The sequence below is a fragment of the Gordonia sp. Swx-4 genome, assembly GCF_030316175.1.
Lineage (GTDB): Bacteria > Actinomycetota > Actinomycetes > Mycobacteriales > Mycobacteriaceae > Gordonia > Gordonia alkanivorans.
Map to the genome: position 1 here is coordinate 4,847,620 of NZ_CP128197.1, position 19,924 is coordinate 4,867,543.

The window sequence follows — 19,924 nt, forward strand, 5'->3', positions numbered from 1 at the left end:
GGACACGATCACCCGCGACTTCGCGGACAGGCCACGATGCGCAACGATGGACGGGTGAACAACAGCGCTGACAGGTCACGGTTGTACCCCCGCGTGACGAGCTTCCGATTCCGCCGGGGGACCTTGACGACCGGACAGCAACGCAACTGGGAGACCCTCTGGCCCGTCCTGGGCCGCGACCTCGAGATCGGTCCGGAGCGCATTCCCGAACCCCAGCTCGACCTGGACGCCATGTTCGGCCGGGACAACCCGAAGGTGCTGGAGATCGGCAGCGGCACCGGCATCTCGACCGCGGCGATGGCCGAGGCCGAACCCGACGTCGACGTGGTGGCGGTCGAGGTCTACAAGCCGGGACTGGCCCAGCTGCTCGGTCTCGTCGACCGCAACGGGTTGACCAACGTGCGCCTGATCCGCGGCGATGCGTCGATCGTCCTGCGGGAACTGATCCCGTCGTCGAGCCTCACCGGCGTCCGGTTGTTCTTCCCCGACCCCTGGCCGAAGTCGCGTCACCACAAGCGCCGGTTCGTCCAGACGGGCACACTGGAGCTGATCGCCGACCGTCTCGTCCCGGGGGGCGTGCTGCACATCGCCACCGACCACGCGGGTTATGCCGAGTGGATCGCCGAGAAGCTCGCCACCCAGGACGCCGACCGCCCCCACGTCGTTCAGCTCACCCGCGAGTCCCCGATCCTGCTGGAGCGGCCGACGACGAAGTTCGAGGGTCGTGCGGAACGAGAGGGCCGGTACGTCAGCGAGTTCGTGTACACGCGGCCCATCCCGCCGGCTTCCGCGTCCGGCGACACCCTCGACGGGAGCCCGGCATGACCGACCAGACCACCCCGGCCGGAACAACCGGCGGATTCGCGGACACCATCGCGGGCCAGACCGGCACACGCCGGATGCTGCTGGTCTGGGACGCACCCAACATGGACATGGGCCTCGGCGCCCTGCTCGGCGGCCGTCCGACCGCCGCACATCGTCCTCGATTCGACGCCTTGGGCCGCTGGCTGCTGCAGCGCACGGCAGATGTGTCGGCTCTCACGGAGAACGGCGGCGGCGTCGAGCCCGAGGCGACCGTCTTCACCAACATCGCCCCAGGTAGTGCCGATGTTGTGCGTCCCTGGGTGGATGCCCTGCGTAACGTCGGTTTTGCGGTTTTCGCCAAGCCGAAGCTGTCGGAGGACAGCGATGTGGACTCCGACATGCTCGACCACATCGAACTTCGCAGGCACACTGTTGGACTAGCCGGCGTGATCGTGGCGTCCGCCGACGGCCAGGCGTTCCGCGAGCCGCTCCTCCAAGTGGCCGGCGACGGAGTGCCCGTCACCGTCATCGGATTCCGCGAACACGCCAGTTGGGCCCTCACCACCGAGGAACTGGAGTTCATCGACCTCGAGGACATCCCGGGCGTGTTCCGGGAGCCCCTGCCCCGCATCGGGCTGGACTCGCTCCCGGACGAAGGCGCCTGGCTCACACCGTTCCGGCCGCTCAGCGCACTACTGCGCTGACCGGCGCATGGTGCCTCGTCGCAGGACGCCGAGGTGCTCACTGAGGGCGTCACCGACCCCGACACCTCAGGGATCACTCAGGCAACACTGTCAAGATCTCACGAAGAACTGACAGAATCGCGACCGGCACCGTTCACCTCCGGCACGGCGCCCCGTCCGAGCGCATCGACGGCCCGACACCCCCGATCGCGGCCGGCGCCCGACACGTCGCACACGAAAGGACATCAGCGTGTTCCGAGTAATCGGCACATTCGTGTATCGAATGCGCTTCCTCGTCATCGCGGTGATGATCGCACTGATGGCGGGACTCGGGCTATACGGTCTCGATCTCAGCAAGCATCTGAGTCAGAGCGGTTGGTTCGACCCCACGTCGGAATCCGATCTCGGTGCCCGCTACGCCGACAAGGCACTGGGACGCGATCACACGTCTGATGTCATCCTCCTGGTCACGCCACCGGAGGGCACGACGGTCGACGACCCGACCTTCGGCAAGAAGGTCGAGACCTTCGTCGAAGACCTCATCGCCACCCACCCCGACATCGTCGGGCGCGCCGACCCGGGCCTCTACGACCCGTTCCTCGTCCAGCCCGCACAGAGTGCAGTCCAGGAGCGACTGTTCACCCCGGACAAACGTCAGGCCTTCATCAGCATCGGTGTCGCCGGCAACGACGACACCACGGTGCTGGCCAACTACAACACCATCGAACCGTTCTTCGACGACATCGCCGAACGCTTCGACATACCCGGCGCCACCTTCGAACTCGCCGGCCTGCAGCCGGTCTCCGGGTCGATGGCCGACGGCATGGACAAGGACATCAAGCGCGCCGAGGTGATCGCGCTGCCGGTCGTCGCGCTCATGCTGTTCTTCGTCTTCGGGGGCGTCGTCGCGGCGTGTCTGCCGGTCCTGATCGGCGGCCTGACGATCGCGGGATCGCTGGGCATCATGAAGATCCTCGCGCTGACCACCGAGCTCAACATCTTCGCGCAGTCGGTGGTCACGCTGATCGGTCTCGGCATCGCGATCGACTACGGCCTGTTCATCGTCTCGCGCTTCCGAGAGGAACTCGGCGAGGGCTATTCCACGAAGGCCGCGGTCCGAAGAACGGTGATGACCGCGGGTCAGACCGTGGTCTTCTCGGCGACCATCATCGTCGCCGCCCTCGCCTGCCTGCTGATCATGCCGCAGGGATTCCTCAAGTCGGTGGCCTACGGCGCCATCGCCTCGGTCTCCCTCGCCGCGATCCTGTCGATCACCGTGCTGCCGGCGATCCTGGGCATCCTCGGGCCACGGGTCAACATGCTGTCGATCGGCTCGATCCTCAAGTACACCGCGATCCCGCTGGTCCGCCGCTTCTCGACCGAGGAGCGCGCCGTCGCGCTGGAGAACCGCTTCTCCGGCCGGATGAAGACCAGCCAGGAAGTCGAGAACGGCTTCTGGGGACGCCTCGCGACGTGGGTGATGAAGAACCCGCTGAAGACGGCGATCCCGACCGTGCTCCTCCTGCTCGCCCTGACGGTCCCGTTCGGCAGCATCCAGTTCGGCGGCATCAGCGAGAAGTTCCTGCCGCCGGACAACTCCGCACGTGTCGCGCAGGAGAAGTTCGACGAGTACTTCCCCAGCGAGCGCACCGAGGCGGTCAAGCTCGTCATCGTCTACGACGAGACAAACCAGGAAGACCAGAACAAGCTCGAGGCCATCGCCCGCCAGGCCGACCAGGTTCCGGGCTTCACCAACAAGTTCAGTGATCCCGACAAGGCCGGCTTCGGTTCGTACGACGCCGAGCGGTACCCGAACGTGGGCGTCTACCAGGTCTCGGCCGGCCTGGTCGACCGCACCAAGGCGGCCAAGGCGATCGACCAGCTCCGGGCGATCGACACCCAGGGCCTCACCATGTACGTGACGGGCACCCCTGCGCTCACCCAGGATTCGATCGACGCGCTGATGAACCGGTTGCCCTTGATGGCGATCATGCTGGTCCTGATCACCGGACTGCTGATGTTCCTGCAGTTCGGATCGCTGGTCCTGCCGATCAAGGCGGCGTTGATGACCGCTCTCGGTCTCGGCGCGACCCTGGGCATCCTGACCTGGATCTTCGTCGACGGCCACGGCGCGGGCCTCGCGAACTTCACCCCGGGTCCGCTGTTCGCCGCGATCCTGGTCCTGATCATCGCGATCATCTTCGGTCTCTCCACCGACTACGAGGTGTTCCTGCTCTCCCGAATGGTCGAGGCCAGACAGCGGGGAGCCAGCACCACCGAGTCCATCCGGAGCGGCATCGCCCACACCGGCGGGATCATCACCGCGGCGGCGGCGATCCTAGTCGTCGTGACCGGCGCCTTCAGCCTGTCCGACATCGTGATGATGAAGTACATCGCGTACGGCATGATCGCGGCGCTCATCCTCGACGCCACCGTGATCCGCATGCTGCTCGTGCCGTCGGTGATGAAGCTGCTCGGCGACGACTGCTGGTGGGCACCTCGCTGGATGCAGACCGTGCAGCGCAAGATCGGTCTCGGCGAGGCCGTCCTCGAGGACGAGCCCGACGAGCAGCGCGACTCCCGCGCGGCCCGCAAGATGAGTGCCGGCACGCTGGTCGCGGAGGCCCCGACCTCGGTCATGGCCGCAGCCCGGCCGCGCACCGCGCCCACCGGACCTGCACCCGCTCGCCGAGGGCACCCGGACGCGACGGCCGGCAGCCCGTTCCCCGCGTCCCGCACCCGGCGCACCCATGACGAACGCGCCCCAGCCCGGTGTACCCCAGCCGAACGGGCCGCTCACCAACGCGCCGGCGGCGAAGACGCGCCAACCCGGTGCACCCGTGCAGCGCAACGGAGGCCCGGGTCCCGTCCCGCCCGCACCCATGCCCGGGGACTCCCCGGTCGCGCGGCCCCGGCCGTGTCGGTCCGTCGGCACCGCCCACCGCGCAGCCGGCCGGTTCCCGGGCACCGGGCGCGTCGGCCGAGGCACCTCGTCCCGAGCGGCGCCCGATGGCGCCGTACCGGCGATCGGGTCTACCCAAGAGCGACCGTCCGGACACCGGCGGGTGGACGCTCGGCGAGGGCGGCATCCGCCTCGGCGACGCCGCCCCGCGGGGAACGGCGACCGCCCGACGGGCACCACTCCCCCGCCGGCACCGCCGGTCCAGGCGCCTCAGCCGGCCGCCGCACCTGCGCGTGACGCCGATTCGCGGTCCCCACTGGGTCGACGCCCGACCCTCGACGACGCGGGTCGCCGGCCGCTGGCCGCATCTGTGTCGCCGGAGAACTCGACGCCGACGACTCGTGGTCGCCGGACCTCGGGACCGTCGCCGATGGAGCGTGGACTGAGTCCGGACGCCACCCCGGCGGCCACGCCCCGTCCGGGAACCGGCCCCGTCCCGCCGTCCGGGGAGGCCGACTCGGGCCGTCGACGCCCGCGGACCGACCGGCACGCCCGCTCGGACGAGACCGGTGACGACGCCCAGATCAGCGTGCAGGAGCTGCTGAAGCGCAGCCGCTCCGAGAAATGAGCACCGAGAAGTGAGTCGCCGACGGCCGGTGGGGGTTCGCCCCCGCCGGCCGTTCTCGTTATGGATCCGGTGTCGGCGTGGATCAATCGCGGATTGGTCAGGACTGGACATTGCCCCGATGTGACTGTGCCCACACCTGACGCATGATGTCTTCCAGCCCACCAACGCTGGAGGTACAGCCCGCATGGACTCTTCGACCTGGACGTCTCCGGAGCACCGTCGCAGTGTGCTCTGGATCGTCACCCTCGCCGCCGTCGCGATCGTCTTCGACGGCTACGACCTCGTCGTCTACGGCACGGTCCTGCCCACGCTGCTCGAGGACCCGGGACAACTGGGCAGTCTCACCCCGGCCACCGCCGGCGCTCTCGGTTCCTACGCCCTCGTCGGCGTGATGATCGGCGCCCTGGCGGCCGGAGCGTTCGGCGACCGGGTCGGCCGGCGCCGGATGATGTTGTTCAACATCGTGTGGTTCTCGGTCGGCATGGCGTTCACCGCGCTCGCGACCGACCTCGTCTCGTTCGGAATCCTGCGCTGTCTCACCGGTATCGGCATCGGCGGCCTGGTCGCGACCGCGGGGGCGATGGTCGCCGAGTTCGCGCCGACCTCCAAGCGAAACCTGTTCAACGCCATGGTCTACAGCGGGGTCCCGGCGGGCGGTGTCCTCGCCTCGGTGCTGGCGATGCTGCTCGCCGATCACATCGGGTGGCGCGGTCTGTTCTGGATCGGAGCACTGCCCCTCGTCACGCTCCTTCCGCTGGCGGTGCTCAAGATGCCCGAGTCCCCGCAGTGGCTCGCGGCACGCGGACGGTACGAAGAGGCCCGTCGGATCAGTACGCACACCGGTATTCCCGTCGATCTGCGCGCACGCCATCTCGGCATCGCGCCGGAATCCGTGCCCGCGAAACTCGGCTTCGCCGCCCTCGCCACGCGCCGATTCGCTGTTCCCACAATGCTTCTGGGAATGATGAGCTTCGTCGGACTGCTCTTGACCTACGGCCTGAACACCTGGCTTCCGCAGATCATGAAGGCGAACGGATTCGATGCGAAGGGATCGCTGTCGTTCCTGCTGGTCCTCAACGGCGGCGCCATCGTCGGCGGCCTGATCGCCGCCCGGTTCGCCGATCGCCGCGGCCCGCAGCAGGTGGTCGCGACATCGTTCTGCCTGGCCACCTTTGCGCTCGTGTGCCTGACCTTCGGTCTGCCGCTGCCGATCCTGCTCGCCGCTGTCGCGGTCGCCGGCACGGGCACCATCGGAACCCAGGTGCTGATCTACGGTTTCGTGTCGAACTTCTATCCGACCGAGGCCCGCGGCGCGGGTGTCGCCTGGTGCGCCGGCTTCGGCCGCCTGGGTGGGATCGTCGGTCCGGCCGTCGGCGGTCTGCTGATCGGCGCCGGGATCTCGTCGGGCACGGCGTTCTACCTGTTTGCCGGCATCGCGCTGGCCGGCGCGGCGGCCACGCTGCTGGTGGTCACACCGAGGGAGGCGCCGCCGACGCCGGTCCTGCCGACCGCGCTCGCTGCCACCGAATAGTCGCCAGGCACAACAGGTTCGACGGACGGTCTGGACGAGGACTCAGTCCTCCTCCAGGCCGTGCTCGATGACGTAGCGGGTCAGCTCCACCCGATTGCCCAACTGCAGTTTACGGAGCGTGGCCTGGACGTGGTTCTCGACCGTGCGGTGGCTGAGGGACAATCGCCGGGCGATCTGTTTGGCGCTCAACCCTTTCGCCACGAGTCGTAGAACCTCGGTCTCCCGCTCGGTCAGGACCGGCGTCGCCGGGGAGGCATCCGGCTGCTGCGACATCCGGCGGTACTCGCCGAGGACGAGGCCGGCGAGTCCGGGTGTGAAGACCGCCTGTCCGTCGGCGGTCGCACGGACCGCGGACACCAGCTCCTCGCGTGATGACGACTTCACGAGATATCCACTCGCCCCGGCCTTCACGGCCTCGAGAACGTCGTCGCGCTCCCCGGAGGCCGACAGCACGAGGATGCGGGTGCGCGGCGAGACCTCGAGCACCTCCGCGGTCGCATCGGCGCCGGAGCCGTCGGGGAGTTGCATGTCCATCAGCACGACGTCCGGCGTGACCGCGGCGGCACGTCGGCCCGCACTGGCCACCCCGTCGGCGGTGGCGACCACGTCGAAGCCCTCGTCGGCGAGATCTCGGGCGACCGCGTCGCGCCAGATCGGGTGATCGTCGACGACCATGATCCGCAGCCGTCCGGCCTCACCGTCCACCATGCGCCCACCCTCCGATTCGACCGTGCCCATCCGTCTCTCCCATCAGTCCCGCCGACCCTCGGTCCTACCGGCCCAACTGCCGCGGAACGGTGAACTCCCACTCGGTCCCGCCACCGGGTTCGGTGTCGAGGACGACCCTGCCACCCAGCGACTCGATCCGTCCGACAATGGATTTCGCGACACCGAGACGGCCTTGCGACACCGCTTGCGCCAACCGGCCCTCACCGATCCCGACGCCGTCGTCGCGCACACTCACCACCACGTCGTCCCCGAGATCCTCCACCAGGATGTAGGCCCGCGCTCCGGGACCCGCGTGGTGGTGGGTGTTGTCGAGGGCGTTGACCACCGCGGCGCGGATCTCCTGCCCGATGTGAGCCGGTACCGGAACGGGGTCGGCGGGTGCGCTCACCGAGACCCGGTCGTCGGCGAAGACCCGCAGGGCGGCCGCGAGGTCGACGTCGGCGGTTCCTCCTGCGCCGTCGAGCACGGATTCCGGGCTCGCGTCGCCGTCGGAGATCAATCGGCGCAGAGCCCGTTCCTGTTCGGCGGCGAGCGAAGCCAGTTCTGCGGTGGGCCCGCCGATCTCACGTCCGCGCCGGGCGATGAGTGCGAGCACCTGTAACACTCCGTCGTGCACCTCGCGCGACAGGCGTTCGCGTTCCTCGGCTGCCGCCGCGATTCGTGCTGCCGCCGAGAGCTTCTCATGGGAGCGCCGGGCATTCGCCGCGGCCAGCCCCACTGCCATACCGGTCGCGACGATCACGATGATCGTGGCGTTGCGTCCGAAGTTCAGGTTCAGCTCGCCCTTGACGAACGTGCTCGTTCCCCCGACGACGAGTCCGGCGACGATCCCGCCGACCGGTCCCGACAGGATCGCCACCGAGATGACCGCGTTGGTGGCCCACAGCGTCGTCGGCCAGGTCTGGTTGTTCCACGCCCAATCGGCGTCGGCGACATACGAGGTGGACAGCATCAGGCCGCAGACTACGACGACCTCGACGCTCACCCAGTAGCGGTTGCGGGCGAAGCCGACGAAGTACCCGACGCCGCTGACCGCCGTCCAGACGGTCAGCAGACCGAAGAGCGCCCACGCGACGGCCCGATGTTCCAGGTCGTCGTTGATCGCCAGCTGGAAGCCGAGCGCGTAGAGATAGGACAGGAGCCGGAAGATCTGCGCACCACGCCATAGTGGGCCGACCGGATCGACGTCGGCGGCGCGGGCCAACCGGCCCGCCTCGGTGTCCCGCATCTGCGCGACCCACCGCGCCGACGGCTGCGCGCTCATGACGTCCCGGGGTCCTGCGGTTTCGACTCGGGCTCGGCCGATTTCGGGGTCTCTCCGTCCGCCGTCGTCCCGCCTTCGGCCAGCACGTCCGCGGTCGCATCGGGATCGGCGGTGTCCCACACGGGTTCACTGGGTTCGGCGACGTACCCGCCGGTGACCGCCTCGGAAGCGGCGTGGGCGTCCGAGGTGCCCTTCAGGTGCCGAATCGCGGTGTTGAGGAAGGCGATCAGCGGCACCGCCAGCAAGCCGCCGATGATCCCCGCCGAGACCAGGCCCGCGGCGATGCCCAGGACCACCGCGACCGGATGCAACCGGACCGAACGGCCCAGCAGGAACGGCTGCAGCACATGGCTTTCGAGCTGCATCACGCCGACCACGATCGCGAGTGCCACGACCGCCGCGATCCAGCCCTGGGTGATCAGGGCGACCAGCACGGCCAGCGAACCGCTCAGCAGCGCACCGACGATCGGGATGAACGCTCCCAGGAACACCAGCGACGCCAGCGGAAGCGCGAGCGGCACCTGGAGGATCGCGAGGCCGACGCCGATTCCACAGGCATCGACGAAGGCCACGGCGACCGTTGCCCGGACATAGCCGACGAGCGTTCCGAACCCGGCGATCCCCGCTCGCCACACCCGATCGCGACTTCCGTCGGGCACGACGCCGGTCGAGAACCGCCAGATCTGGCCGCCGCCGTAGAGGAAGAAGATGAGGAGGAAGAGGGTGAGCAGAGCACCGGTGATGATCTCGCTCGCCGTGGTGGCGGTCGCGAGCGCACCGCTGGTGACCCGGTCCTGGTTGTGCTGCAGGAAGTCGAGGATGTCGGTGCCCGCGTTGCGAACCTGCTCGGGGTCGAGATCGAGCGGCCCCTCGATCAACCACGACTTGGTGCGTTCCACGGTGGCGCTGACCTCTTCGACCAACTGCGGGACGCCGCGCATGAACTCGCGCACCACGAAGGTCATGACCCCGGCGATGAAGCCCAGGGCCAGGAGGATGTTGAGGAGCACCGCCAGCGATCGCGGCACCCCGCGACGGTCGAGGGCGTCGACCGCGGGCACGAGCATCGCCGCCACGAGGATCGCCAGCGCGACCGGGACCAGGACCTCTTCGAACTCCACGAACAGCTTCGCGGCGACGTAAGCGGTGACGAGGAGCAGGAGCAGTCGCCACGCCCATTCCGCGGCGGCCCGCACCTGCGGGTGGACCCTGGCACGGTCGAGGGACGCGAGGTCGGGGGCAACGGACGGCCGACCGGCCGGTTCGGCTTCGCTCACGAGAGCAACAGTAGACAGTGGAGTCACCCGACGGTGGTGGACATGCTGGAGTACACCCTGGCCTAGGGTGTCACCTATGTCGGAGGATGTTGGCTCGCCGGGGGACGTGACCGCCCGCCCCGCCTCCCGTCCCCGCTTCTGGTGGGTGCGCTGGGTCCTCCTTGCCGTCGTCCTGGTGATCCTCGGTGTCGAGATCGTGCTGATCTGGCCCGAGTTGAAGGGCGCGTGGCTACGCATCGGCGAGATCAAATGGCACTGGGTGTTCGCCTGCGTCGTGGCCGCGATGCTGTCGATGGACAGCTTTGCTCAGGTCCAGCGTGCGCTGTTGCGCTCGGCCGGCGTCCGGGTGACGCAGTGGAAGTCGCTCTCGGTCATCCTCGCCGCCAACTCGCTGAGCCAGACGATGCCGGGCGGCCAGGTGCTCGCCCCGGCCTTCACCTACCGCGAGACCCGCAAGTGGGGCGCGACCCCGGTCGTCGCGTCGTGGCAGGTCGTGATGTCGGGTCTGCTCGCGGGTGTCGGACTCGCGGTTCTCGGCTTCGGCGGCGCACTGCTCGCCGGCGCCAAGACCAGCCCGTTCTCGGTCGTCTTCTCGGTGGCCGGGCTGCTCGCCGTCGCCGTCGTCCTGCAGTACCTCGCGAGCCATCCCGAATCGTTGAAGAGCACCGGCATCCGGATGCTGGGGTGGACCAACCAGATCCGCAACAAGCCCGACGATCACGGCACCGAGAAGCTCCTCGAGCTGCTGGAACAGCTCCGGGCGGTCCAGCTCACCAAGCGCGACACCTCCATCGCTTTCGGTTGGAGCCTGTTCAACTGGGTCGCCGACGTCGCCTGTCTGATGTTCGCCTGCTGGGCCGTCGACGCACATCCGAGCATCGCGGGACTGATGGTCGCCTACGCGGCGGGCAAGGCCGTCGGTACGGCGATCCCGCTGCTCCCGGGCGGGATCGGGGTAGTCGACGCCGTGCTGGTCCCGGCCCTCACCAGTGCCGGGATGCCCGCCGCCGACGCGATCACCGCCGTCCTGATCTACCGCATCATCAGCTACGTGTTCGTCGCGGCGGTCGGCTGGGTCGTCATCGCGCTCATGTTCCGCAACCGGATCAGGCGCGACGACACCTTCATCGACGAGGTGGAGCGCGACGTCGACGCGGCCGCGCGCGAGGACTCCTCCGGTACGGAACCCGGTCAAGGGTCCGACACTGATCCGCCGCCGGACCCGGTACGGTAATCCACCATGTCGATCCCGAACCCCGCCGAGGAGGGGACCTCGCCGGTGCGGGGGACCGCGACCGGACCGGTCGCCGCCCTGTTCGACGCGGTGGCCATCACGATCTTCGTGGTGATCGGCCGGGCCAGCCACGAAGAGGGGTACGCACCGGCCGCCTTCCTGCACACGCTGTGGCCGTTCCTGGTCGGATGTGCGGCCGGCTGGTCGATCACCTACGTGTACGCCCACGTGCGGTCCAGCGACTTCTTCGGCCACGACTTCCGGCCCGACCGCGTCGTGCCGGTCGGGATCGTCATCTGGTTCTGCACGGTGACCGTCGCGATGATCCTGCGGTTCATCCTCAGCCAGGGTGTGGCGGTCAGCTTCGTCATCGTCGCGACCGTGACGCTGGCGCTGTTCCTGCTCGGGTGGCGCGCGGTCTTCGCCTACCTGGGCCGCCGCGCCGCCACCCGCTGACCCCTCGCCGGCGTCTCGGACTGCCGGTGTTCGCGCCTACTTGATGGTGAAGTACTTCTGCGCCACCTGGAGCGCAGCGGTGCCCGACTTCGGCCCCTCGGTGTAGATCACGACGACCTGACCGCCCTGGACACCGACGAACCAGCCGGGGCCTTCCGGGCCGTTGGTCCCGACGAGCGCCTTCAAGCCGGGTGCACGGGTGAGGTCGCTGGCGTCTCCGGTGGCCGCGGTGGTGGTCATCGCCTTCAGGATCGGACCGACGAGCGCGGGGTCGAGGCCGCCGAGCTCACCACCGGCGACCTTGGTGGGCACGTTCTTCAGGACGAACGGCGCCACCGATGACGGCTGTCCCGCCGCGGCGCGTGCCAGTGCGACGCCGAACGCACCCATGTTGGTCATCGACATGTTGGTCTGGCCCGGGCGGTAGCCGATGGTCGCGATCCCGGGCTGGCCCGGCGTGGGAACACTGGCCCCCGGCACAGTGAACTGGACACCGAGACCGAGGCGGTCGAGCAACGTCTCCGCCTTCTCGGGTTGCGGCCCGGCGATGCGCCCGACCTCGTCGAAGACCGGGTTCAGCGTCGAGCCGACCGGGTAGGCCCGATCGATCTCGATGCCACGCTCGACCGCATAGGTGTTCTGCGCCATGCCCAGGATGGCGCCGCTCTGCGCGTCGAGGGTCAGGATCGTGGCCGGCTGCCCCACCTCGACCGCAGCGTCGCCGAGGGTCAGCTGCACACCCTGATCGACGGTCGACAACACATCCGGTCCGGGCGGCCCCTGTTCACCGGCGAGGCGGCGCGGCCGGAGGCCCGGGTTGACCATCTCGACCTGCCAGCCGGCCGTGGCATCGCGGATCGCCTGCCAGTAGTTGGTCAGGCCGTCCTCGAGCGGCGACGACAACCGACGGTCGGCCATCACGAGTTTGTCCGTGCGGTTGACGCTCACACCGGGCACCCGCCCGGGGTCGCCGGCGAGAACCTGCATGTCGGGATCGCGCAGCGTGACGGCGATGACCGGCTTACCCGGCGTCTCGGCCAGCTTCTCGCCGATGACCGCGGGGGTGATCAGCGGCGCGATCGGCGCGATCACGCCGGCCAGCGCTCGCGTCGTGGCCGCCAGATCGCGGGTTTGTGCAGGGTCGATGACGATTTCGTTGACCGGCTGGAGGTACATGAAGACCTTGCCCGACCAGCTGCGCACCGACGGCGCGGGTGTCGCGTCGGTGCGGATCTCGCGGAGGTGGCCGCCGGCACCGAGGCCGGGATGCAGGACCGCCGGATCCCAGGTGACCTTCCACCCGGACGACAGCTTCCGCGCGGTTCCCTCGCTGTTCGCCTCGTAGACGCGCCCCTTGTCCCAGTTCCACTTGGTGGTCAGGGCGAAGGTCGCGGTGCCGTCGCTGTACTCGACGGGTTTCTCGATGTCGACGTCGATCCGTTGTGCCGACATCTCTTTCAGCGTCGTGGTCAGACTCTCACCGGCTTGACCAGGGGCCGTCGTGAACTGCGCGGCACCGCCGGCGTCCTGGCGGCTCAGCGCGGTGGCGAAAGCGTCGATGGCGGCGGCGGCACCGGTGTTGGACGTTCCGGTGAGCGAACAGGAGCTCACAACGACGGCACAGGCGACCGCGGCACAAGCGGCGGACGTTGCGCGCTTGACCCAGATCTTCATGACGACAATTTTCACTCTTGTAACACTCGAAATCGACGCTCCCAGCTTCCATTCGGGAATCAAGCCGGTCACGAACGCGTCTCGTCCCGCAATCTTCGCGCCACAGCTGACGGCCGGGGGTGGTTCCGTTCACGAAACCGCGGCAAACCGGACCCCGGCCCGAGTCGTCCGACTGCGATGATGGACCCATGGCTTTCACGGTGATCCCCGGCGACGATCGCATGGTCACGACGACCGACTGGCTCACCTCGCGGCATGGGTTCTCCTTCGGCGATCACTATGATCCCGACAACACCCACTTCGGCGCCCTCCTCGCGTTCAACGACGAACAGGTGGCGCCCGGCGAGGGCTTCGAACTCCACCACCATCAGGAGAGCGAGATCGTCACCTGGGTGGTCTCCGGGACGCTCGTGCACCGCGATTCGGCCGGGCACTCGGGCGTGCTCTATCCGGGTCTCGTGCAACGGATGAGTGCCGGCACCGGCGTCGAACACTCCGAGCGCAACGACTCCTGGCCCGGGCTACCGGGTTCCGGGACCGAACCGGTGCGCTACGTGCAGATGTGGCTCATGCCCGACCGGCATGGACTCGCTCCGTCCTACGACCAGGCCGACGTCGCCGACCGACTGGCGGCCGGCGAGCTGGTCCCGGTCGCCTCCGGTGACCCCGACCGTGGGGCCGCGATCTCGGTCGCCAACGCCGGCGCCACCCTCTTTGCCGCTCGGCTGAGCCCCGGCGGGACGGTCGAACTCCCGACTGCCCGCTTCACACACCTGTTCGTTGTCGAGGGCCAGGCAGAGGCCACCGTCGAGGGGGAATCCGCCGCCTTGAACGCCGGGGACGCCGTGCGCGCCGTCGACGCCGAACTGATGTCGATCACCTCCGGCGCCGGCGCCGAGATCCTCGTCTGGTCGATGGCGACAGGGCTCGGGGGTTCCTCCGCCGGCTGAGTGGGCGAGGAGCTTGCGACGAGCCGTGTCGAAGCCCTGTCCTACTCCGTCCGCGACAGCGCGTGCAGATCCTTCGCCGTCGGCGACTTCTCAACGGTGTCCGGGTCGGGGTAGGTCCGGAGCAACCGGTCGGCGGTCCCGGCGGTGGTGACCGTGAACCAGTAGTGCTCGTTGCGGTAGTGGTGGAACCGGTGGTTGCGCCAGAGTCGGCGGTAGAACGCGTGTCGCGGCCGGTAGTCGGAGTGGATCAGGTAGTGCGTCCACTCGTAGACCAGGCCGATCGCCGGAAGTACGACGAGGAACGTGAGTCCCCGCTCGACGCTGGTGAAGACCAGCAGTCCGACGACGAGCGCGGCGACGATCACGACGATCAGCACCTGCCATGGGATGAAGATGAGCGGGATGTTGCGGGGGTTGTGATGATGCTCCCGGTGTTTGCGCGAGACGAGCGGATCGATGGTGATCGGCCCCAGCCGCTTGGGGCGCCAATGCAGGACGAACACGTGGATCAGCCACTCCACCAGCGGGAAGCTCGCGACCATGACGACGGGGACGATCAGGTCGGCGAGACCCCAGCCGCCCAACCACACTCGTGCCACCAGCGCGGCGACGAGGAAAGCCGCCATGATCCACGGCGACGGGTGCCTGAGGAACTCGGCGAAGGCGTCGCGCAACGACATCGAGTGCCGCGATCGCATGCGTCGTTCCTCGGCGGCCACCTGTCGGCGTGCCCGGATGTCGATCTCGTCGGCGGACATCAGTGTCCCTCTCCCTGTTTGGTGTCGGTTTTCTGGTCGGTCTCGGCGTTCTCGAGTGCCTCGCACACTGCGAGCAGAGTCGCCGTCGCGGGTTCGAGCAGAGCTCTGGCCGCGACCTCGGCCCGTTCGGGTTCGTGCGCGGCGATGGTGTCGACGAGCGCCCGGTAGCCCTCGATGTTCCCGACCTCGGGTTCCAGGACCCCGGCGAGAGCGGGGACAGCGGGCTCGTAGGCGGCGCGCAGCGAGTTGTACATGAGCCGGAAGGCGATCGAGTCGCCCGCGTCGACAACGGCGCTCCAGAACTCGAGGGCGGCGACCTGCTGGCCGATCGGGTCCGACTCGGCGGCGAGATGATCGAGGACCGCTCTGATCGCGACGAGATCGTTGTCGGTGGCACGCCGCGCCGCGAGGCGGGCGACCTCCGGTCCGACGGCGGCACGCGCCTCGATGATCGACCGCGCGACGCCGGGCACGAGCGCCCCGCCGCGGAGGAGCAGCCTCGGCAGCAGGTCGAGTCCGCCCGTGCGGGCGATGTCCTGGATGCGCGCGCCGTCGCCCTGGCGGATGGTGACCAGGCCGGCCGCTGCGACTCGCTTGAGAGCCTCGCGCACCGTCGGCCGGGAGACCCCCAGCATCCGCGCCAGTTCCCGCTCGCTGGGGAGCGCCTCGCCGGCAGCCAGATCGCCGGACAGCACGCCTTCGACGATCTGGTCGAAGACGATCTCGGGTGCGCTCTGCTGGGTCACCGGCTCGAAGGGCATACGTGTGACGGTAACCACGCTCGGTCAGGTGGTCAAGTGGTCAGACCAATTTCGCCTGGTCGGAAGCGCTGCACGTGGCCGCGCTGTCTCGACGTCGCGAATCCGTGATGAAGTCGCGATTCTGCGAGGTCAGCGCAGCTGATCGAGGAGCCGCAGCCACACCTCGCTGACCGTCGGATACGACGGGACCGCGTGCCACAACCGCGCAAGCGGAACCTCTCCGACGATCGCGACCGTCGCCGAGTGCACGAGTTCACCGGTCTGCGGTCCGACGAAGGTCGCGCCGAGGAGGACATCCCGCGTCGCGTCGACGACCACGGACGCGTACCCCGAGTAGTCCGGCCCCAGCAGATACGACCCGGCCACCGAGATCTCACCCTCGGCGACCCGCACGTCGATCCCGGCGTCGGCGGCCTGCTCCCGGGTCAGCCCGACCGACGAGATCTCCGGTCGGGTGAACACCACCTGCGGCACCGCGGCATGGTCGGAACCGGCGACGTACCTGATGTCGTCGAGTTCCCGGCCCTCGGCCCGCGCGGCGATGACGTCACCGGCGACCCGCGCCTGATACTTACCCATGTGGGTCAGCGCATTGCGGCCGTTGACATCTCCGACCGAGTAGAGCCAGGGGTGGCCCGGCACGGTGAGGTGATCGTCGACCCCCAGCGGCCCCTCGGCCGTCAGTCCGAGCGCGTCGAGACCCACATCGGTTGTCGCCGGCGACCGTCCGGCCGCAACCAGGATCTCGTCGACGGTGAGCTCACCCGCACCGTCGCCGGTGAGCCGGACGACCGCCGGGCCGCCGTGCAGTCGCCCGTATCCCGAGCCAGTGGCATCGGGCCGGTCGACCGCCTCGATCGTCGTCCCGAAGCGGAGGTCGGCGCCGCGCGCCCGCAGCGCGTCGGCAACCCGTTCTCCGGCAAAGGGTTCCATCCGTGGCAGCAGCCGGTCCCCGCGGATCGCCATCACGAGGCCGCGCACGCCGAGGTCGAGCAGCCACGTCGCGGCCTCGCAGGCCACGACCCCGCCGCCGAGCACCACCACCCGCTCCGGGATCTCGAGGATGTTGGTCGCGTCGCGCGACGTCCACGGCAGCGCCTCGCGCAGTCCCGGGATCGGCGGGACGGAGGCGGTGCTTCCGGTGGCGATGACCACCGCCTCGCGCGCGGTCAGCAGTTGGTCACCGACTCGGACCTGCTTCTCGCCGACGAGCCGGCCATGGCCGCGGATCACCTCGATACCGGCACCGTTGGCCCACCGCACCTGACCGGCGTCGTCGTGCGTCGCCCCGCCCCGATGTGCCGAGCTGTCGTCCAGCCGGCCGGTGACCGTGTCGCGCCACTCGAGCACGCCGGAGGGTTCCGGGTTCGACGCCGACGCCCGTTCCCGGGATCCGCCCAGCGATCGCGCCTCGCCGAGAGCGTTCCCGGGGCCGAGCAGCGCCTTGGACGGCATGCACGCCCAGTAGGAGCACTCCCCGCCCAGCAGTTCGTGTTCGACGATCGCGGCGGTGCGATCGCTGCCCCGTATCGCATAGTCTGCGGCGTTCTCGCCCACCGGCCCGCCGCCGATCACGACGACGTCGTAGCTGGTTTCTCCCACCATGGATCCACCGTAGGGACCTGCGCGGGACCTCGCGCGATTTCGCCGGTACCGAACGCTGCTGACGGATCGCCCATCCGGTGACAGGATGGAGCGCGTGACTGCTTCGAATACCGATCTCAAGTCCGGACTCGACCTCGAGTGGGTCGACGATTCCGTCCGCATCCAGGACGATCTGTTCGCCCACGTCAACGGCAAGTGGTTGGAGTCGCACGTCATCCCCGACGACCGTTCCGTCGACGGAGCGTTCCACGTGCTGCGCGACAACTCCGAGGAGAACGTTCGCGACATCATCACCGAGTGTGCGAAGTCGAGCCCCGCGAGCGGCTCCGACGCACAGAAGATCGGCGACCTCTACGCGTCGTTCATGGACACCGACCACATCGAGGCGCTCGGCATCGGCCCGATCACCGGCGAGCTCGAGAAGATCGCCGCCATCGACTCGGTGGACGCACTCGCCCGGCGCATCGGCCGGCTCCAGCGTCACGGCGCCGGCGGACTGTTCGGCTACTACGTCGACACCGACGCCAAGAAGTCCGACCGCTATCTGGTGCACGTCACCCAGTCCGGGCTCGGCTTGCCCGACGAGTCGTACTACCGCGAGGACAAGCACGCGGAGACCCGCACCGCCTACATGGCGCATGTGGAGCGGATGTTCGCCCTCGCCGGGTTCGACGATGCGGCCACCCGCGCCGCCACCATCCTCGACCTCGAGACCGCCATCGCGGCCGAGCACTGGGACGTGGTGAAGCGCCGCGACGCCGAACTCACCTACAACCTGATGACGCTGGACGAATTCTCATCCGCCGCAGACGGTTTCCCGATCGGCGAGTGGTTGGGCGGCCTGGGCACCACTGGTGATCCGACCTTCGCCGAGGTCGTCGTCGCCCAACCCTCGTTCGTGTCCGGGGCGTCGGCACTCATCGCCTCGCGTCCGCTGGACGAGTGGAAGACCTGGCTGACGTGGCGCCTCCTCCGCTCCGCGGCGTCGTACCTGTCGTCGGACTTCGTCGACGAGAACTTCGATTTCTACGGCCGCACGCTGACCGGCGCGGAGACCATCCGCGACCGCTGGAAGCGCGGCGTCGGGTTCGTCGAGGGCGCGATGGGCTTCGCGGTCGGCAAACTCTATGTGGCCAAACACTTCCCGCCGGAGGCCAAGGCCCGGATGGACGAGTTGATCGCCAACCTGGTGAAGGCTTATCGCCGCAACATCTCCGAACTCCCGTGGATGACCCCGGACACCCGGGAGAAGGCCCTCGCGAAACTCGAGAAGTTCACCCCGAAGATCGGCTACCCGGCCAAGTGGCGCGACTACAGCGCACTGAGCGTCGACCGTGGCGATCTCATCGGGAACGTCGCGCGCGCATCGTCGTTCGAGCAGGACCGCGAGTTCGCCAAGATCGGCGGACCGGTCGATCACGACGAATGGTTCATGACCCCGCAGACGGTCAACGCCTACTACAACCCGGGCATGAACGAGATCGTCTTCCCCGCGGCCATCCTGCAGCCGCCGTTCTTCGATCCCGAGGCCGACGACGCGGTCAACTACGGCGGCATCGGCGCGGTCATCGGCCACGAGATCGGCCACGGGTTCGACGACCAGGGCGCGAAGTACGACGGCGACGGAAACCTCGTCGACTGGTGGACGGACCTCGACCGCACCGAGTTCTCCTCCCGCACACGTAAACTCATCGATCAGTACGGCGAGTTCACCCCGACGGGCCTCGACCCGGAGCACAAGGTCAACGGCGACTTCACCATCGGTGAGAACATCGGCGACCTCGGCGGGCTGTCGATCGCGCTGGTTGCCTATGAGATCGCCAATGAAGGCACCGAACCCCCGGTGATCGACGGGCTGACGGGTACGCAGCGAGTCTTCTTCAGCTGGGCGCAGATCTGGCGCACCAAGACCCGCGACGCCGAGGCGATCCGCCGCCTGTCCATCGATCCGCATTCGCCGCCGGAGTTCCGCTGCAACGGCGTCGTGCGCAACATGGATGCGTTCTACGAGGCCTTCGACGTGAAGCCCGGCGACGACCTGTATCTCGAACAAGAGCAGCGGGTTCGGATCTGGTGAGCGAGGCATCCGGCGCCCGCGGCCCGCATGACGGCGCCCCGCCGCCGGTACCGGGGTCGCGGGATGCCCTCGTCCTGGCGAAGGGCCGCGAGCTGACGGTCGCGCTCCTCCGGCCCATCGGCGCCGCCGTCGTGCTGCTGGCCGGGTACTTTCTGCTGCCGATCAACAAGAACAGCGACCTCAACGTCCTCGGCATGCTGCTCGGCGCGACCCTGCTCGTGTCGTTCTGCGTCTGGGAGGTCCGCAGGTTCGCCCGGTCGATCCATCCGATCGCGACCGCGATGGAGATGTTGGTCGCCCTGGCGACCTTTTATGTCGTCGCCTTCGCCGCCACGTACTACCTGTTCTCCGAATACGATCCGGGCAGCTTCAACGAGTACCTCACCCGCGTGGACGCCCTGTATTTCTGCCTGACGGTGTTCACCACGACGGGCTTCGGCGACATCGCCGCGGATTCACAGGGCGCCCGGGTAGCGGTGTCGATCCAGATGGCCAGCACCCTGGTGCTCCTCGGCCTGGGGTTGCGATTCCTCAACCTGCTGATCAATCAGCGACGCCAGGCCACCGCGGGGTGACCTGGCGTCGTCGATT

Annotated in this window: 17 protein-coding genes; 10 read left to right on the top strand and 7 right to left on the bottom strand. The window is 68.6% G+C overall.

Annotated features, from left to right (window positions below; genetic code table 11):
- The first annotated feature begins 36 nt into the window (after positions 1 to 36).
- From trmB to PWF70_RS21955, 5 genes are all read left to right on the top strand, one after another.
- Entirely contained in the window at positions 37 to 825 is a 789-nt protein-coding gene (gene trmB, locus PWF70_RS21935; protein WP_006357090.1) for a tRNA (guanosine(46)-N7)-methyltransferase TrmB, read from the top strand.
- Complete coding sequence (locus PWF70_RS21940) at positions 822 to 1,508, top strand: NYN domain-containing protein (protein WP_006357089.1); 687 nt, start codon at positions 822 to 824, stop codon at positions 1,506 to 1,508. Before trmB ends, PWF70_RS21940 begins: the two co-directional genes overlap by 4 nt.
- 229 nt (positions 1,509 to 1,737) lie before the next feature.
- Positions 1,738 to 4,686: an MMPL family transporter gene (locus PWF70_RS21945; RefSeq protein ID WP_286352777.1), complete on the top strand. Its 2,949-nt coding sequence runs from the start codon at positions 1,738 to 1,740 to the stop codon at positions 4,684 to 4,686.
- 133 nt (positions 4,687 to 4,819) lie between these two features.
- Positions 4,820 to 5,017: a hypothetical protein gene (locus PWF70_RS21950; RefSeq protein ID WP_286352778.1), complete on the top strand. Its 198-nt coding sequence runs from the start codon at positions 4,820 to 4,822 to the stop codon at positions 5,015 to 5,017.
- Positions 5,018 to 5,201: 184 nt separating this feature from the next.
- Entirely contained in the window at positions 5,202 to 6,548 is a 1,347-nt protein-coding gene (locus PWF70_RS21955) for an MFS transporter (RefSeq protein WP_006357087.1), read from the top strand.
- Positions 6,549 to 6,590: 42 nt separating this feature from the next.
- Here the strand turns inward: PWF70_RS21955 and PWF70_RS21960 are convergent, their stop codons facing one another.
- The 3 genes from PWF70_RS21960 to PWF70_RS21970 are packed head-to-tail and all read right to left on the bottom strand — an operon-like array spanning position 6,591 to position 9,818.
- Positions 6,591 to 7,286, bottom strand: coding sequence for a response regulator (locus PWF70_RS21960; RefSeq protein WP_006357086.1), 696 nt, complete (start codon positions 7,284 to 7,286; stop codon positions 6,591 to 6,593).
- 34 nt (positions 7,287 to 7,320) lie between these two features.
- Positions 7,321 to 8,541 (bottom strand): MacS family sensor histidine kinase, encoded by a 1,221-nt coding sequence (gene macS / locus PWF70_RS21965; protein WP_006357085.1) that lies wholly within the window; start codon positions 8,539 to 8,541, stop codon positions 7,321 to 7,323.
- Entirely contained in the window at positions 8,538 to 9,818 is a 1,281-nt protein-coding gene (locus PWF70_RS21970; protein ID WP_006357084.1) for an AI-2E family transporter, read from the bottom strand. Before PWF70_RS21970 ends, macS begins: the two co-directional genes overlap by 4 nt.
- A 76-nt stretch (positions 9,819 to 9,894) precedes the next feature.
- On the opposite strand from PWF70_RS21970, the gene PWF70_RS21975 reads away from it, so the two are divergent.
- Both PWF70_RS21975 and PWF70_RS21980 read left to right on the top strand, forming a co-directional pair.
- On the top strand, positions 9,895 to 11,052 hold the full coding sequence (locus PWF70_RS21975) for a lysylphosphatidylglycerol synthase transmembrane domain-containing protein (RefSeq protein ID WP_006357083.1): 1,158 nt from the start codon (positions 9,895 to 9,897) through the stop codon (positions 11,050 to 11,052).
- Between the two features lie 6 nt (positions 11,053 to 11,058).
- Positions 11,059 to 11,508: a DUF3054 domain-containing protein gene (locus PWF70_RS21980; protein WP_006357082.1), complete on the top strand. Its 450-nt coding sequence runs from the start codon at positions 11,059 to 11,061 to the stop codon at positions 11,506 to 11,508.
- Between the two features lie 36 nt (positions 11,509 to 11,544).
- Here PWF70_RS21980 and PWF70_RS21985 read toward each other — a convergent pair whose 3' ends face one another.
- Entirely contained in the window at positions 11,545 to 13,182 is a 1,638-nt protein-coding gene (locus tag PWF70_RS21985; protein ID WP_035753751.1) for an NTF2-like N-terminal transpeptidase domain-containing protein, read from the bottom strand.
- A gap of 188 nt (positions 13,183 to 13,370) precedes the next feature.
- Between PWF70_RS21985 and PWF70_RS21990 the strand changes: the two genes are divergently transcribed.
- Positions 13,371 to 14,132 carry a pirin family protein gene (locus PWF70_RS21990; RefSeq protein WP_006357080.1) on the top strand — a complete coding sequence of 254 codons (762 nt, stop codon included), beginning with the start codon at positions 13,371 to 13,373 and terminating at the stop codon, positions 14,130 to 14,132.
- Between the two features lie 41 nt (positions 14,133 to 14,173).
- Here the strand turns inward: PWF70_RS21990 and PWF70_RS21995 are convergent, their stop codons facing one another.
- The 3 genes from PWF70_RS21995 to PWF70_RS22005 form a co-directional block, all read right to left on the bottom strand.
- Positions 14,174 to 14,890: a sterol desaturase family protein gene (locus tag PWF70_RS21995; protein WP_006357079.1), complete on the bottom strand. Its 717-nt coding sequence runs from the start codon at positions 14,888 to 14,890 to the stop codon at positions 14,174 to 14,176.
- Positions 14,890 to 15,651, bottom strand: coding sequence for a FadR/GntR family transcriptional regulator (locus PWF70_RS22000; RefSeq protein ID WP_035753749.1), 762 nt, complete (start codon positions 15,649 to 15,651; stop codon positions 14,890 to 14,892). Before PWF70_RS22000 ends, PWF70_RS21995 begins: the two co-directional genes overlap by 1 nt.
- A 129-nt stretch (positions 15,652 to 15,780) precedes the next feature.
- Entirely contained in the window at positions 15,781 to 17,256 is a 1,476-nt protein-coding gene (locus PWF70_RS22005; protein ID WP_006357077.1) for a dihydrolipoyl dehydrogenase family protein, read from the bottom strand.
- 85 nt (positions 17,257 to 17,341) lie between these two features.
- On the opposite strand from PWF70_RS22005, the gene PWF70_RS22010 reads away from it, so the two are divergent.
- Both PWF70_RS22010 and PWF70_RS22015 read left to right on the top strand, forming a co-directional pair.
- Complete coding sequence (locus tag PWF70_RS22010) at positions 17,342 to 19,333, top strand: M13 family metallopeptidase (protein WP_006357076.1); 1,992 nt, start codon at positions 17,342 to 17,344, stop codon at positions 19,331 to 19,333.
- Positions 19,330 to 19,908, top strand: a complete 579-nt coding sequence (locus PWF70_RS22015) for a potassium channel family protein (protein WP_006357075.1) — start codon at positions 19,330 to 19,332, stop codon at positions 19,906 to 19,908. Before PWF70_RS22010 ends, PWF70_RS22015 begins: the two co-directional genes overlap by 4 nt.
- Positions 19,909 to 19,924 lie beyond the last annotated feature (16 nt).

Coding starts and splice junctions, on each gene's coding strand:
- trmB (WP_006357090.1), top strand. CDS start 37: ATGCGCAACGATGGACGGGTGAACAACAGCGCTGACAGGTCACGGTTG.
- PWF70_RS21940 (WP_006357089.1), top strand. CDS start 822: ATGACCGACCAGACCACCCCGGCCGGAACAACCGGCGGATTCGCGGAC.
- PWF70_RS21950 (WP_286352778.1), top strand. CDS start 4,820: ATGGAGCGTGGACTGAGTCCGGACGCCACCCCGGCGGCCACGCCCCGT.
- PWF70_RS21955 (WP_006357087.1), top strand. CDS start 5,202: ATGGACTCTTCGACCTGGACGTCTCCGGAGCACCGTCGCAGTGTGCTC.
- PWF70_RS21960 (WP_006357086.1), bottom strand. CDS start 7,286: ATGGGCACGGTCGAATCGGAGGGTGGGCGCATGGTGGACGGTGAGGCC.
- macS (WP_006357085.1), bottom strand. CDS start 8,541: ATGAGCGCGCAGCCGTCGGCGCGGTGGGTCGCGCAGATGCGGGACACC.
- PWF70_RS21975 (WP_006357083.1), top strand. CDS start 9,895: ATGTCGGAGGATGTTGGCTCGCCGGGGGACGTGACCGCCCGCCCCGCC.
- PWF70_RS21980 (WP_006357082.1), top strand. CDS start 11,059: ATGTCGATCCCGAACCCCGCCGAGGAGGGGACCTCGCCGGTGCGGGGG.
- PWF70_RS21985 (WP_035753751.1), bottom strand. CDS start 13,182: ATGAAGATCTGGGTCAAGCGCGCAACGTCCGCCGCTTGTGCCGCGGTC.
- PWF70_RS21990 (WP_006357080.1), top strand. CDS start 13,371: ATGGCTTTCACGGTGATCCCCGGCGACGATCGCATGGTCACGACGACC.
- PWF70_RS21995 (WP_006357079.1), bottom strand. CDS start 14,890: ATGTCCGCCGACGAGATCGACATCCGGGCACGCCGACAGGTGGCCGCC.
- PWF70_RS22000 (WP_035753749.1), bottom strand. CDS start 15,651: ATGCCCTTCGAGCCGGTGACCCAGCAGAGCGCACCCGAGATCGTCTTC.
- PWF70_RS22005 (WP_006357077.1), bottom strand. CDS start 17,256: ATGGTGGGAGAAACCAGCTACGACGTCGTCGTGATCGGCGGCGGGCCG.
- PWF70_RS22010 (WP_006357076.1), top strand. CDS start 17,342: ATGGAGCGCGTGACTGCTTCGAATACCGATCTCAAGTCCGGACTCGAC.